Source organism: Desulfovibrio piger (genome assembly GCF_900116045.1).
GTDB classification, from domain to species: Bacteria; Desulfobacterota; Desulfovibrionia; order Desulfovibrionales; family Desulfovibrionaceae; genus Desulfovibrio; species Desulfovibrio piger_A.
Genome location: NZ_LT630450.1, coordinates 2,210,343 through 2,225,307, shown reverse-complemented (window position 1 = coordinate 2,225,307; position 14,965 = coordinate 2,210,343). Strand labels below are relative to the sequence as shown.

General features: G+C 60.3%; 11 protein-coding genes. 4 read left to right on the top strand and 7 right to left on the bottom strand.

Going from position 1 to position 14,965, the window contains the following annotated elements:
• Window positions 1-243: 243 nt before the first annotated feature.
• Both DESPIGER_RS13190 and fic read right to left on the bottom strand, forming a co-directional pair.
• Entirely contained in the window at window positions 244-1,029 is a 786-nt protein-coding gene (locus tag DESPIGER_RS13190; protein WP_197678004.1) for a zinc ribbon domain-containing protein, read from the bottom strand.
• A 1,159-nt stretch (window positions 1,030-2,188) separates the two neighbouring features.
• Window positions 2,189-2,731 carry a protein adenylyltransferase Fic gene (gene fic, locus DESPIGER_RS10000; protein ID WP_072336283.1) on the bottom strand — a complete coding sequence of 181 codons (543 nt, stop codon included), beginning with the start codon at window positions 2,729-2,731 and terminating at the stop codon, window positions 2,189-2,191.
• A gap of 292 nt (window positions 2,732-3,023) precedes the next feature.
• Here fic and DESPIGER_RS09995 point away from each other — a divergent pair, with 292 nt between their 5' ends.
• Entirely contained in the window at window positions 3,024-3,725 is a 702-nt protein-coding gene (locus DESPIGER_RS09995; protein WP_072336281.1) for a YczE/YyaS/YitT family protein, read from the top strand.
• Between the two features lie 254 nt (window positions 3,726-3,979).
• Here the strand turns inward: DESPIGER_RS09995 and DESPIGER_RS09990 are convergent, their stop codons facing one another.
• The gene (locus tag DESPIGER_RS09990) at window positions 3,980-4,711 is read right to left on the bottom strand and encodes a DUF4952 domain-containing protein (RefSeq protein ID WP_072336278.1); all 732 of its coding nucleotides are present in this window, start codon (window positions 4,709-4,711) and stop codon (window positions 3,980-3,982) included.
• 233 nt (window positions 4,712-4,944) lie between these two features.
• Window positions 4,945-5,799, bottom strand: coding sequence for a bifunctional methylenetetrahydrofolate dehydrogenase/methenyltetrahydrofolate cyclohydrolase FolD (gene folD / locus DESPIGER_RS09985; RefSeq protein ID WP_072336275.1), 855 nt, complete (start codon window positions 5,797-5,799; stop codon window positions 4,945-4,947).
• Between the two features lie 270 nt (window positions 5,800-6,069).
• Between folD and DESPIGER_RS09980 the strand changes: the two genes are divergently transcribed.
• Window positions 6,070-9,066, top strand: a complete 2,997-nt coding sequence (locus DESPIGER_RS09980; RefSeq protein ID WP_072336272.1) for an EAL domain-containing protein — start codon at window positions 6,070-6,072, stop codon at window positions 9,064-9,066.
• Window positions 9,067-9,262: 196 nt separating this feature from the next.
• On the opposite strand, the gene eno is transcribed toward DESPIGER_RS09980, so the two are convergent.
• Window positions 9,263-10,564 (bottom strand): phosphopyruvate hydratase, encoded by a 1,302-nt coding sequence (gene eno / locus DESPIGER_RS09975; RefSeq protein ID WP_072336269.1) that lies wholly within the window; start codon window positions 10,562-10,564, stop codon window positions 9,263-9,265.
• A gap of 203 nt (window positions 10,565-10,767) precedes the next feature.
• Window positions 10,768-11,556, bottom strand: a complete 789-nt coding sequence (locus DESPIGER_RS09970; protein ID WP_072336266.1) for a type III pantothenate kinase — start codon at window positions 11,554-11,556, stop codon at window positions 10,768-10,770.
• Window positions 11,557-11,829: 273 nt separating this feature from the next.
• Here DESPIGER_RS09970 and DESPIGER_RS12975 point away from each other — a divergent pair, with 273 nt between their 5' ends.
• Complete coding sequence (locus tag DESPIGER_RS12975) at window positions 11,830-12,543, top strand: hypothetical protein (RefSeq protein WP_156831687.1); 714 nt, start codon at window positions 11,830-11,832, stop codon at window positions 12,541-12,543.
• A gap of 185 nt (window positions 12,544-12,728) precedes the next feature.
• On the opposite strand, the gene DESPIGER_RS09965 is transcribed toward DESPIGER_RS12975, so the two are convergent.
• Window positions 12,729-13,667, bottom strand: a complete 939-nt coding sequence (locus DESPIGER_RS09965; RefSeq protein ID WP_072336263.1) for a TIGR01212 family radical SAM protein — start codon at window positions 13,665-13,667, stop codon at window positions 12,729-12,731.
• Between the two features lie 255 nt (window positions 13,668-13,922).
• On the opposite strand from DESPIGER_RS09965, the gene DESPIGER_RS09960 reads away from it, so the two are divergent.
• On the top strand, window positions 13,923-14,963 hold the full coding sequence (locus DESPIGER_RS09960; protein ID WP_006007445.1) for a rod shape-determining protein: 1,041 nt from the start codon (window positions 13,923-13,925) through the stop codon (window positions 14,961-14,963).
• The last annotated feature ends 2 nt before the right edge of the window (window positions 14,964-14,965 follow it).

The window sequence follows — 14,965 nt, the reverse complement described above, 5'->3', positions numbered from 1 at the left end:
ACACATTTCTTTCGTGTAAGACATAAATAACTCCTGTCTTATAATAAATGAAAAGCCCCCTGCGGGAATGCAGAGGGCTTTAGCCGAAAGCAATTTTTCAGCTTTATATTATTATATCATATTTCATAAAAAAGTCAATAATATTATTTATAAATTAATTTTTTATATAATCAATTACCTAGAATATTTCAGCTTAGTTCGATTACGTTGTTCATGTACCTAATATGAATCTCATGTTGTATTTTATCTAGAAATATCAAGCGACACACTGTCCTTAGATGTAGACTCATCTGTAGCAGTATCAGGAGGCAAATCTTTACCACAATATCGGCAAATAATTGCCTCTTTTTTTATTTCCTCAGCACAGAATGGGCATTTTTTCATGCCATTATCAAATTTTTTTTCAGTCTTACCCATACAAAGTAATAGTACTGCGTAGAATTCTTTTACTTTTCTTTCAAATTCAGATGCCGTTTCAGCCAATGCTATTCTTTCTAGTTTTATCTCTTCTATACTATGTGTTACATCATCTAAAAATATCGTAATAGTAGCCTTATCAATTTCGGCTTTCTTTGAAATTTTTTTTGCGGATAAGCCGCCAATGATTGCACCAATACCGCCTAGAGCAAGCCCACCAACTGCAGCCCCTAACAACTGACTTCCTCTGCTTGTAGAGTTTATATATTCATCATTAAATGCAAGCTCGCATTTTACAATACTAGAAATATCAAAATATGTTAAATCTTTATTCTCATCAGAAAATTTAATAATCTTACTTGAAGCATCATCAATAAAATATCTATTATACATAGATTCCTTATTAGCTTTTACTAAAACAACTTTATATTTTTCATATCCAGGCAAAAGTTCATCTAATTTAGTTTTAATTTCTTTTTGTTTTTCAGAGCCAGACGCATAAGCAACCATAGCCAGAAAAATTAGTGCACCTATAATAACTAAAACTGCAGTCCCTCCCCACATGGCATATATACCAAACATTAAGATAATAAACAAAAGGAGATAGCCCATAGAACACCTCCAATAAAATTTTATAAAAAAATAAGCGTAGTAACAATCTCTGTCAAGTATATTCGCAAAAAGATATGATATATAGACCTGCAGCAGAGACAACCATGATGAAGGCATCTACAGGCTGAGACTTGCAATCTTCTGGGAGACTGCTTACAAAAAAGGTGCCGGGAGAATGCTACCAACACTCCCCCGGCAGGTACGACGCGCCAGCGTCCCCTTATGTGTTACGTGGCTATGCTACATGTTTCAAGCCCTCGCCCGGTGCCCACCGGACGGGGGCCTTTGTTTTATCAATTTATAGCCGGGACGAGGCCCGGAACATCGAACAAAGGAGCGTCAGCAGCGCCAGGAGCACAAGGCGTCTCATGCGGCCAACCTCCCTTGCCCGGCAAGCGGGAGTTTGCGCCGTACCGAACGCATGGGAAGAAGCCACATAACAGGGGACATCTTAGCTTTTTAGGACGGGGGAATCAATATAAATGCAGCTTACTGGTATACCACTCAAAAAGGAATAATTTTATGCTAGAGCTGTAAAATGATGATATTTACGAACTCGTTATAGATAATTCTTACTTCATTTTCATTGGCAATTATAGTTTCAACGAAGAGATAAGCTATTTTAGAGAACTTGGCGTCCAGAAGTCTTTCAGCATTATCACAGATTCCGATAGCCAATGCACAAAGTTTGGTGAAATATTACTGCCGGCTGATACGAAGTCAAACAAAGATGCCATTACTCATGACATTCTAGAAAGAATAGCAAAAGTAGACCATATTTTTATATTCTCTGATATGAGTACTGACGAAGTAGCTAAAGAGACCGTAAACATATGTGAGCTATCAAAATAGACACAGAGAATACTCATAATCAAGCCAAATGCTATCCTAGACGAAAATAACACAACAAACATCTCCGAACATGCCAATATCACCATACTTTCACAGGTTAGAGATAAATCTCTCAACATCTTCAAGGTAACTTACTTAGCTGTCAGCCATATTCTGAACAGCCTTCGCGATACCGAAGAAGAGCATATTTTCGGAATCCTCAGCTATGGTAGCGCAAAAGGCTATCTCAGCGGCATAAAGTCAGAGGTAACATATGATGCTCTCCACTGAAGCCCTTACTCCATATAGACCTCTCCGTGCAGCCTCCTCAATTTTTCCTGTAGCCTTCATAAAAATAAGACTGCTCGATGCCCTTAAAGATGACGTCACGGTCGTCCACGGCAGCAGTAAGGTTGGGCTCCAAAAGGACGCGCAGTTCCAGATCGTTGACCGGACTGCGTTCCATGGCTTGGAGGTAGGCGGTCTTGTCCACCTTGCTCCAGTCCACCACCTTGCGCAGATGTTTCTTCAACAGCATGTCCAACCAGATGCGCGCGGCGCGGCCGTTGCCTTCCAAAAAGGGGTGGGCAATGTTCATTTCTACATACTTGGCAATGATGGCGGCGAAGTCCGTCTCCGGCATCTTCTCAATGGCGGCTAGGGCCTCCTTGAGATACAGGCAGTTGGCGAAACGGAAATTGCCTTTGGAGATATTCACTTTTCGTATCTGGCCGGCAAAATCATACAGCCCGCCAAAAAGATAGGCATGGATCTGCTGCAAGCCCCTAGTGGTGCCCACTTCCATGGTGTCGATATCACCGCTTTCAAACAGGCGGCGCGCATTGACCAAACTGCGTCCGTCAATATCCATAATCGTTGCTTCCTTGGTTCCAGGCAGGAGTGCGCGGCGGACGGGCCCCGCCTATAGGTCTTTTGCCCGCCCCTGCCTGTCTTTTTTTCGCGGCATGCCGCTGCCACACTCTCTTTGTTTTCTACGCTACCAGGAGCCCAGAGACAACCGACACGGCTCGCGGCCGACCGGATGAAAGGGGCTTGCAGTCTCTTCCACAATGATTACTCTGCCTTGTATACGCAGCTCCCCGGCAGGCTGCCGCCAGTGGACAGGCATGGAGCCCGGGCATGCCGCGTGCAAGGGGGCCACCATGAAAACGTCGGATGTCGTCAAACGCTATACCTGTCTTTCCGTCTCGCTTTTTGTCAACGCCCTGGGCATCGCCCTGATCACCCACGCCAATCTCGGCACGACGCCCATCACGACCCTGCCCTACACGCTGGCGGCCATCTTCGGCCTCACGCTGGGCACCACGACTTTTGCCTGCAACCTGATCTTCCTGCTGCTCCAGCGCATCCTGCTGCGGCGCAGGCTGGGCATCGCGGAGCTTTTGCAGATCCCGGCCGTGCTCATCTTCAGTGTGTTCATCGACATCTGGATGCACCTCACCGGTGCGCTGGTCACGGACGTCTATGTCTGGCAGATCGTCATGTGTGTCGTGGGCAGCGCCGTGCTGGGCGCGGGCATCAGCCTGGAGATCATGAGCAACGCCACCGTCATCCCCGGTGAAGGCCTGGTCATCGTCATCTCGACGCTGTCCCGCAAGAATTTCGGCAACATCAAGGTCCTGTTCGACTGCTCGCTGGTCCTGGCCTCGCTCCTCCTCGGCCTTGCCGTGCTGGGCAGCATCGTGGGCCTGCGCGAAGGCACCGTGCTCTCGGCCGTCCTGGTGGGCATGTTCGCCCGCCTCTCCTCGCCCTGGACGCGCAGGCTGAAGCCCCTGCTCTGGTCCCCCCAGCAACGCCGGCTCCTGCGCCACATCAAAACGGAGATGCCGCCCCGCCAGAAATGACGGCAACGGCCCCGCCTCCCGGCACGATGGCCCGGAGGGCGATCCCGCAGACGGCCGTGCCCGCCATGACAGCGCCCGGACAGCCCACGGCGCTTCGTGGGCCGGATGCCCTGCCCCGCACGCTGCGGCCTTCCCTCCCGGCCTGCCGCGCCATGCCGCCCGGTGTCCTGCCGGGACATTCCCGGCGCGGCACGCGGCCCCTGCCCACGGTGCCGGGAACGCGCAAGGGCCTGGGCCCGGCAGGACGCGCCCTTTCAGCGGGACAGCGGCAGACGCACCGTCACCGCGAACCAGGCCACCTTTCCCCAGTCGTCCCGCTGCGGTGCCCATACCCCCGCTTGCGGCACTTCGCCCATGCTCACCGTGCAGGACGGCCCGGCAGCGGGAGAACCCTCCGCAAGGGGCGCATCCGGCCCGGCAGCGGGACCGTCCACAGCGGCGGTGCCTGCGCCATCAGCGGCTCCTTTCGCCGCCGCGGGGTCAGGGCCCCCGGCAACGGACGGGACGGCCGCCCCGCCCCCGGCATCACCGCCCCCGGAAAGACCCTCCGGCAGCTCCCCGGCCGGCAGGAACATGCCCGGCAGCGTCCCGACGGGACGGGCCTCTCCTGCGCTCCGCCGCAGGACGAACCGCCCTTCCCCGCCCTCCGGCAGCTGCCAGATGCCCGCCTGACGTTCCAGGGCGGCCATGCCGGTGCGTCCGCGCAGGGCCGCTTCCACCGCAGCGGCCTGCGGCCCCGGCACGCGGTACCGGGCCGTGAGCGTCCGGCGCCCCGTGCGCGGATCCGTGGCGGGACGGCAAAACAGATATTCCAGCCCTTCCGGCCTGAGGCCCGCCTCGTCCAGAAAATCAGCGCACCGGGGGCCCGGTGCCGCCTCCGCCGCCGGAGCGGGCAGCCCCGGCAAAAGCAGGACAGGCCCGCTGTCGGCCGCCCGGGCAGGCCAGGACAGATACAGGCCCAGCAGCAGGGCCAGCAGCATGCGCATGACGCGTCTCCTTCGTTCCTTCCCCGCCGTGCCGCCTGCCGGGGGATGAGGTGTGCGGGCACAGCACGGCCCGCGGCGCCGCACTGGCGCGGCCCGGCCAGCATGTCCCGCCCTGCGGCACGGCGACACGGGCCCGACGCCCTGTCCCGGACAGCCGGACATGACGAAAAAGGGGAAGGACGCGGTGTGCGCTCCTTCCCCGGCAAAGATGGGCTCAGGCCACGGACGGGCCGTTACGCACGGCTTTCCCAGGCCTGGACGGTGTTCTTCAGCAGCATGGCGATGGTCATGGGGCCCACGCCGCCGGGCACGGGCGTGATGGCCGCGGCCTTCCTGCTCACGGACTCGAAGTCCGCGTCGCCGCACAGGCCCTCGTCCGTGCGGTTGATGCCCACGTCGATGATCACCGCGCCCTCGCGCACCATGTCGCCCGTGATCAGGCGCGGGCGGCCGATGGCCAGGAAGAGGAAGTCCGCGCTGCGGCACTCCGCCGCCAGATCGGGCGTGCGGGAATGGCACAGGGTCACCGTGGCGTCGCCGAATTCACCGGGACGGGCCAGCAGCAGGGCCAGGGGCTTGCCCACGATGTCCGAACGGCCCAGCACCACGGCCTTTTTGCCGCGGGTGGGCAGGTTGTAGCGGCGCAAAAGCTCGATGACGCCCGCCGGCGTGCACGAGACCATGCCGGGCAGGTTGAGGGAAAGGCGCCCCACGTTCTCGGGATGGAAGCCGTCCACGTCCTTGGCCGGATCGATGGCCAGCAGGCAGGCGGAAGCGGAAAGCTGTCCGGGCAGGGGCAGCTGCAACAGGATGCCGTCCACGTCGTCACGGCCGTTGAGCTCGGCGATGAGGGCCAGCAGGGCGTCCTGCGTGGTATCGGCGGGCAGGCGGTAGGGGAAGGAGAGGATGCCCGCCTCGGCGCAGGCACGCTCCTTGTTGCGCACATAGACCTGCGATGCGGGATCTTCTCCCACCAGGATCACGGCCAGGCCGGGGGCACGGCGGCCGGCCGACACGGCGGCCTCCACCTGGGCCTTGAGTTCCGCGCGGATATCGCGGGCAGTCTGCTTTCCATCAATAAGGATCATGGCGACCTCGTGGCTGACGTTGACGCCGGGGCGGCGCGTGGAAGAGAAGAAGTATACTCCGGGAGCGCATCAAGCTCAAGTCCGCCTCCGCCGGTGCCCTCGGCTTCCCCGCCCCGCTGCCGGGGCCGTCTGCCCCGTCTCGTGCGGCCCCCCGGCCGTCTTGCGCTTGATGCGGGATACGTTGTACATTGCCTGCTCGGGAGGAACCCAGCCCGGCTGTCTTCCCTCGAACGCCATGCCCGGTGCCGCGGCATGCTGTGAGAACGTACCATGCTCCGAACTCTGCTGCTCTCCCTGCTCTGCCTGCTCCTGCTCGGCCCGCAGGCCGCTTTTCCCGTCGCGTCCGGGCAGGCGCCCCCCGTGACGGAAAAAAACCTGCCCCTGAACAGGACGACCTTCCATTTTTTCTCTCCTGAAGACATCGCCGCCAATTACCGGTCTCCGAAGATCGTCCGTGTCGGCTATTTCGACCAGCACGGCGTCTTCGAGGGCGAGGGCGAGCAGCTTTCCGGCTACGCCGTGGCCCTGCTCACGGCCGTCTCCCGCTATACGGGCTGGGAATACGAATGGGTCAAGATCCGCTTCGACGAACTGGCCCAGCGCCTGGACGACGGCAGCATCGACCTTTCCTGCGGCATCAGCTACACCCCCGAGCGTGCCAGGCTCTTCGATTTTTCCAAGCTGCGCGCCGGATACGAGAACACCTGCCTGCATGTCGCCAGCACGAGCGACATGCATTACATGGACCTGGAAGCCTTCAACGGCATGCGCATCGGCTTTTTTGCCGATTCCCTCCAGTACGAGGTGATGCGGCACTTTGCCGCCCAGAACGGTTTTTCTTTCGAATCCCTGTTCTTCGAAGAAAGCAGCGAGATGGTCCAGGCCCTGGCCGACGGCCGTATCGACGGCTATGTGGACGGCGTCCTCCAGGGCAAGGGCACCAAGGTGGTGGCCACCATCTCCACCGATCCCTTCTTCTTCGTCACCCGCAGGAACAACAGTGCGATCATGGACCCGCTCAACGAGGCCATGCGCCAGATCCTGCTGAACCATCCCAGCTATCTGGCCCGCCTCTATGACAGCTACCTCAACATCGCCTCGGACGTGCCCGTGGTCTTCACCCGTTCCGAATGCCGCTGGCTGGCCACCAGTCCCGCCATCCGCGTGGCCTACAGCCGCAGGCAGGACATGATGGACCCCGAACACGGGGGCAACTTCCTTTTTGCGTTCCTGAATATGCTGGAACGCCAGAGCGGCATCCGTTTCGAATACCTGCCCCAGCCCTCCTATGATGCCTGCCTCCAGGCGCTGGCCGAGGGGACGGCGGACATCATGCCCGACGTCTATCCCAAGCTGTCCTTCCTGCGCAGCCAGGGCATTGCTTCGGGCAAGACGTATTACAACGCTCCCATCACCGTCGTGGGGCGGTTCCAGAGCAAAAAGCTCCCCGGCCAGGGCTGCACCGTGGGTTTCACCAGTGAGATGCGCAGCGTGATGCTGGCCTACAAGAGCACCTATCCTGAAGACATCCCCAGAATCTTCCCTGATATCGAAGCCTGCCGCAAGGCCTTTGAAAAAGGGGAGCTGGACGTCTACCTCTGGCCCTACCCCGCCGCGCCCCTCCAGGACGACCCGCCCGAGGACGGGCTGCTGCTCCCCACCCGGGCCATGTATCCCATGTCCCTGGGCATCTCGCCCCACGCGTCGCCCTTCGTGACCTCCGTGCTGGACAAGGTCATCACCTCCACCACCACGGCCACCATGGACGCCCTGCTCCTGTCCGCGGCGCCGGATTCCCTGTCGGACATCATCCACCGCTTCCTGCGCCGGAACTTCGTGGAGGCGCTCTGCGGTCTCGGCCTGCTGCTGGTCCTGATCGTGCTCCTCGTCATGCGCCACAACAGGCGGCGCCTGGCCGAGCTCCGCGCGGCGGCCCTCACCGACCCCGTGACGCTGGGCCCCAACCGCGGCCGTTTCCTCATGGATGCCGCCAAGATCCTGCAAAAGGACAAACGCCGCCACTACCTGTGCACGGTCAACATCCGCAAGCTCAAGCTCATCAACCGGGCCTGCGGCCTGCGCACCGGGGACAGCCTGATCCGCCTCTGCAACCGCGAGTTCGCCCTGCGCAGCCGCCAGGGGGAGCTGGCCGCCTACAGCGGCTCGGGGCAGTACCTGCTGCTCTGGCGATGCCCGGACGATGCGGCCTTCACCCAGCGCATGGAAGAGCTGTTCAGCATCGCGGACATGGCCCGCAGGCTGTACCAGCGCCCGGTGAGCTTTTCCTGCGGCGTCTATGTCATCCGCAACGATGCCGAAGCCGAAGAAGGCGAGCCGGGCGGCGGGCAGGATGTCAACGAATCCGAGCGCTTCGTCTCCCGCTATCTGCTCTATGCCGAAACGGCGGAAGCCAGCATCGCCTCCGGCGGCTACCGCTCGCAGTTCCTGATCTACAATGAACTCATCGGGGCACGGCAGCTCAAGGCCAACGATATCGAGAACCGCATGGTCAAGGCCCTGGAGCAGGGCGAATTCACGGTCTTCATGCAGCCCCAGGTCTGCCTGGCGGACAGGAGCCTGCACGGGGCCGAGGCCCTCATCCGCTGGCAGATACCGGACGGGAAGATGGTCTATCCCGACGAGTTCATCCCCCTTTTCGAGCAGAACGGCTTCATCCGCGAACTGGACCTCTTTGTCCTGGACACGGTCTGCGCCTGGATACGCCGCCGCCTGGACGAAGGCAAAAAGGTGCCCCCCATCAGCATCAACCAGTCCAAGGCACTGTTCTTCCAGGACAATTACGTCAAGACCGTCCTCGGCATCGCGGAGCGCCATAACGTGCCCGCCCGCCTGCTGCATGTGGAGGTCACCGAGAGCATGGCCTGGCTGGATGAAGAAGCCTTCATCCGCACCCTTGAGGCCCTGCGCCGGGCCGGCATAGGCCTGAGCCTCGACGACTTCGGCAAGGGCTATTCCTCCCTGGCCATGCTGCATTCCTTCGGTTTCGACACCATCAAGCTGGACCGGGCCTTCCTGGCCCCCGGACAGGAAAAGCAGCGCTCGGTCTGGATCATCATCTCCTCGCTCGTGGACATGGCCCGCCGCCTCGGCATCGAGATCCTCTGCGAGGGCGTGGAGACCGAAGACCAGCTGCAAAAGCTCCTGGTCTCGCACTGCAAGTACGGGCAGGGCTACCTCTTTTCGCCGCCCATGAACCTGGACGCCTTCGACGCCTACGTGGACGCCCACGAGCTGGAACGGAAATAACCCTATGCTCCAAGGGGCCCCTTCCCGGCGAGGAAGGGCCCCGCCTGACCTGTCTTCCCCAAATGCAAAGCGCCGCCTTCCCTTGATGATGGAGGCGGCGCTTTTTTGCGGCAAGCTTTCTCTGCCGCAAAAAAAGGGGGCCTTGCGGCCCCCCGGGTATCGCGGATGACGGCAGGCCGGGCCTGCGTCCGCGGGACTAGTCTTCGCTTTCGTCCAGGGCGTAGTATTCCGCCAGCATGGGCCCGAAGAATTCGGCGCCGTCGCCCAGCTCTTCTTCGATGCGCAGCAGCTGGTTGTACTTGGCCATGCGCTCGGAGCGGCACAGGGAACCGGTCTTGATCTGGCCGGCGTTGACGCCCACGGCCAGGTCGGCGATGAAGCTGTCCTCGGTCTCGCCGGAACGGTGGGAGACCACCGTGGTGTAGGCGGCTTCCTTGGCCATCTCGATGGTGTCCAGGGTCTCGGTCACGGTGCCGATCTGGTTCAGCTTGATGAGGATGGAGTTGGCCACGCCCTCGGCGATGCCTTCGGCCAGGATGGAGGGATTGGTCACGAACACGTCATCGCCCACCAGCTGGGTGCGCTCGCCCAGGCTGGCGGTCAGCATGCCCCAGCCGTCCCAGTCGCTTTCGGCCATGCCGTCTTCGATGGAGATCAGGGGATACTTGCTGGTGAACTCGGCCAGCCACTGGGCCATCTCGGCATTGTTGAAGGTCTTGTCCTCGCCCTTCAGCACATACTTGCCGTCCTGATAGAATTCGGACGCCGCGGCGTCGATGGCCAGGGCCACTTCGCTGCCGGGGATGTAGCCGGCTTCCTCGATGGCCTTGACGATGTAGCTGAAGGCCTCGTCGTGGTTCTTCAGGTTGGGGGCAAAGCCGCCTTCGTCGCCCACGCTGGTCACGTGGCCGTCCTTTTCCAGCAGCTTCTTCAGCACATGGAAGATCTCGGCCCCCATGCGCAGGGCATCACGGAAGCTCTGGGCGCGCAGGGGCATGATCATGAATTCCTGGATGTCCAGGTTGTTGGGGGCGTGGGCGCCGCCGTTGATGATGTTCATCATGGGCGCGGGCAGCACCTTGGCGTTGACGCCGCCCAGATACTTGTACAGGGGCAGGCCCAGGTATTCGCTGGCGGCACGGGCGCAGGCCATGGACACACCCAGCATGGCGTTGGCGCCCAGACGGCTCTTGTTGTCGGTGCCGTCCAGGTCGATGAGGGTATTGTCCAGCTGTACCTGCTGCAGGGCGTCCAGGCCCAGCAGGGCGTCGGCGATCTCGCTGTTGACGTTCTCCACGGCCTTGGTCACGCCCTTGCCGCCGTAACGCTTGCCGCCGTCACGCAGTTCCAGGGCCTCACGGCTGCCGGTGGAGGCGCCGGAAGGCACGGCGGCGCGGCCGCTGTGGCCGGACTCCAGAGAAACTTCCACTTCCACGGTCGGATTGCCGCGCGAGTCCAGGATCTCGCGGGCATACACAGACGCAATGCTGCTGCTCATAATCGCTCCTTTGAAGGTTGATTCTTCCGCCGCGCGAAAGAGTCGTTTTCTCCGCTGCGCCCCCACGGGCGATGGCGGGCCATTGTCCGGCGGCAGGGAAGCCCTGCCGCAAAAATCTGTCCCGGAAAAGGGGATGCCGGGCCCCGCACAGGACGGGAGGCCCGGGGGCACCGCCGCACGGGGCGGCACGGCCGGTACGGCACTCAGTAGGGGTGGCGCTCGTAATACAGGCGGCGCAGGCCCTCCAGCAGGAGCGAGGGCAGCACGGCATCGAAGACGTCGGGGCTGATGCGCGCGATGGACGGGGCAAAGCCGCCCGTGGCCAGCACCAGGCAGGCGCCGGGCAGGCCCTTTTTCAGGCGCTGCGTCAGGCCTTCCACCATGCAGGCGAAACCGAAGACCAGACCGTGCTGGATGCTCACCGACGTGCTGCGGCCGGGCGCGGGCTCCAGGGCGTCCACGTCCAGGTTGACGCGGGGCAGCTGGGCCGTTTCGCGCGCCAGGGCCGAGATGGCCGTGCGCGGGCCGGGAAAGATCAGGCCGCCAAGGTAGGCATTGCCGCTGATGCAGTCAAAGGTGACGGCCGTGCCGAAATCCACCACGATGAGGGATTCCGGGCCGGGATGCAGACGGCGCGCCTCATAGGCGCCCACCAGACGGTCGGCGCCCACTTCCTGCGGGCGCTCGTAATGGTTCTGCAGGGGGATGGGCATGTCCTGCGGCACCATCCACAGGGGGCAGCCCAGATAGCGCTGGACGGCCTCGCGCAGCAGGGGATCGAAACCCGGCACCACCGACGAGGCCACGCAGGCCGTGAAACGGGGCTCGGCGCCGGCATGGCGCAGCAGCTCCAGCAGGGTCAGACCCAGACTGTCGGAAGTCTGGGCGGGATCCGTGCGCAGATTGTAGGAGGTCGTCACTCCCCGGGAGTCGGCCAGACCGACCTTGATGCAGGTATTGCCGATGTCGAAAAGAAGAAGCTCTGGCTGCATGTCACACTCCTTGGGGAACAGATGCCCCGCGCACAGGAATCCGCAGGCCGAGAGTATGCCAGAAAGCCCGCCCGTTCGCAAGGAAGGGCGTATTCCCCTGCCTACCGCGCTGCCCGGTACGCCCCTTTCCTCTGCCATCCGACAGCTCACCTGCCCGGAGGATTTTCTAGGATTCGTCTTTTTCTGGAAAAAACAATCTGGAGATGATAACGTTCCCGTATCTCTCCCGACATCAGGGCATCACATGAATCCACTTCACGCCGGAGGATGTACATGGAACAACTTTTCAAAGAATGCTGCAATTTTATCGATGCAGAATATAAACGTCTTGGCCATACTCTGGGCTATCGCTTTTTCTTGTGCCCTCGATGCTTACTGAATCCCAAGACAAAGATACTTTATCTTGGCCTTAATCCTGGAGGTAAAGAAGACCTTCCGGAACACCCGCGTACCAGCTGTGAAAATGGCACGGCATTCTTTACAGAATCATGGAAAAATAATGCCCCGGGGACAGAAAATCTTCAAGTTCAAACACAGCTGCTGTTTGAAAAGTTACGTAATCATCTTGGAATACACGGAATGACGACACGGGAATTCGCCGATTCCCACATTCTGTCTGCCTATTTTGTTCCTTTTCGCTCTAATTCATGGGAATCTCTTCCTAAAAAAACAGAATCAATCAAAAGTGCCAGCAAACTTTGGGAAAAGATTTTTTCATATTGGATGCCAACGTATATTATGACACTTGGACGTGATGACTATATACAAATAGAAAAATTTTTACTGAAAAACAACTTCACAGCATCTCTCATAGAAAATATTCCGGCAGGCTGGGGATCTTACAGCCATCAAGTTCGAACATTCTATCGAAAAGAACAGACTATATATCTTGGAACGCTCCTTCATCTTTCACACTATAGCATAATGGGTAAAGCAAAATATGCTCCCGCTGTAGATGATTTTCTAACTAAGATGCACCTTAGCTAAAATATGTTCTTCGCCCGGTGACCTCCATCCAGAGGATGGCCTTCAGACTCCTCTCCTCCCTGCCGTCGACCCTATGCGCGGTTTTTGAAAGGGCGGGGGGAGGTTGAGGGGGGCGGGGAAACTTTTTTCCGCCAGGAAAAGTTTCCCCGCCCCCCTCAAAAACACTCTTCCATCCTTTCCATCCCCTACCCGCCGAACCACTCCGGCCGGGCGTCGGGCACGTCGGCGCGGCAGCCCTGCCAGAGGCCGCGGGCAGCCAGGGCGCGGCGCAGGTCGGTGATGATGCCGCGTTTCTCCAGGGCCCAGGCGGGCGCCAGCAGCTCGCCCGGCGCGGGGTCGGCCTGGATGCGCTGCATGACCACGGTGGAGGGGATGCGCGGCAGGGCGGCGCACAGCATGTCCACATATTCGTCCCGGGCCAGGGGACGGTAGCCGCCCTCCTGCCACTGCCGGGCCAGTTCCGTGCCCTGCGGCACGTAGACGTTGTGCAGCTTGAGGCCCTGCATGCCCAGCGAGACGGCCCAGTCCACGCCGTCGAGGAAATCGTCCTCGTCCTCGCCCGGCAGCCCGGCCATGAGGTGCCCGCAGACCAGCAGCCCGGCATCCAGGGCGGCGCGCACGGCCTCTTCGGCCTGACGTGCCGTGTGGCCGCGGTTGATGCGGCGCAGGGTGTCGTCCCGGCAGGTCTGCAGGCCCAGCTCCAGCCAGATCTCGTCCAGCCCGCAACCGGCCAGCAGGGCCAGCTTTTCCCCGTCCAGACAGTCCGGCCGCGTGCCCACGGCGATGCCCCGGCAGCCGGGCAGGGCCGCCACCAGCTCCAGCAGGCGGGCCAGGCGGGAGGCCGGGCCGTAGGTATTGGAAAAGGATTGCAGATAGGCCATGAACAGGCGGTCGCTGTCCGTGGTGGTGTACTTGGCGTACCAGGCGTCCCACTGGGCGCGCAGACCGAGACCGCGCAGGCCCAGGCCGGAACCGGAGCCGCTGTCGTTGCAGAAGACGCAGCCCCGGGCGGAGAGCGTGCCGTCCCGGTTGGGGCAGGTGGCGCCCGCATCCAGTGGAATTTTTTGCACCCGGACGCCGTATTTGCGCCGGAAATAGGTGGCCAAGGTATGCCAAAGCAGCATGATTCGCGCCTTTTCCCCGGAAGATTCCTGCCTGCGGACAGGAGAAAAAATTTGTACTGTGTCCGCAACAGCTTGACTTCAAGCCCGTTTTAGCCGAACAAGTTTTGTCTGCTGCCGTGCTCTTTCCGCCTGCAAGGCCCGGTTCCCGCGGGGACCGGCCCGGAGCCCTACGGCACATCCCCCGGTTCCGCCCTCCCTTCTCCGCACGACCGGCAGCACCATACGCATACCAGTAGAACGAGGCAAGCTAGCGTAATGTCCAAAATCGTGGATTTCTTCTTGGGAATGTTCTCCAATGACCTGGCCATCGACCTGGGCACGGCCAATACCTGTGTCTATGTCAAGGGCCAGGGCATCGTCCTGCGTGAACCGTCCGTGGTGGCGGTCAAGAAAGATTCGCGCGGCAATACCGTTGTCCTGGCCGTGGGCGCCGACGCCAAGCGCATGCTGGGCAAGACCCCCGGCAACATCAAGGCCATCCGTCCCATGAAGGACGGCGTCATCGCCGACTTCGAGGTGACCGAGGCCATGCTGCGCCACTTCATCACCAAGGTGCACAATTCCCGCCATCTGGTTCGCCCCCGCATCATGGTCTGTGTGCCCACCGGCATCACGCAGGTGGAAAAACGCGCGGTCAAGGAATCGGCCCAGTCCGCCGGCGCGCGTGAGGTCTACCTCATCGAGGAGCCCATGGCCGCCGCCATCGGCGCCGACCTGCCCATCCAGGAACCCACCTCCAACATGGTGGTGGACATCGGCGGCGGTACCACCGAAGTGGCCGTCATCTCCCTGGCCGGCATCGTCTATGCCCGTTCCGTGCGCGTGGGCGGCGACAAGATGGACGAAGCCATCATGACGCATGTCAAACGCAAGTATAACATGCTCATCGGCGAAGCCTCGGCGGAAGAGATCAAGATCAAGATCGCCTCGGCCTATCCCATGGATCCCGAACAGCAGATCGAGGTCAAGGGCCGCGACCTGGTGACGGGCATCCCGCAGAACATCATCATCACCTCCGAGGAAGTGCGCAAGGCCATTTCCGAACAGGTGGAGAGCATCGTGCAGGCCGTGCGCATCGCCCTGGAACAGACGCCCCCGGAACTGGCCGCCGACATTGTGGACCGCGGCATCGTGCTGACCGGCGGCGGTGCGCTGCTCAAGGGCCTCGACCAGCTGCTGCGCGAGCAGACCTCCCTGCCCATCACCGTGGTGGACGACCCCCTGTCCACCGTCGTCATGGGCACGGGCCGGGCCCTGGACAACATCCACGTGCTCAAAGACGTCTGCATCGACTAATC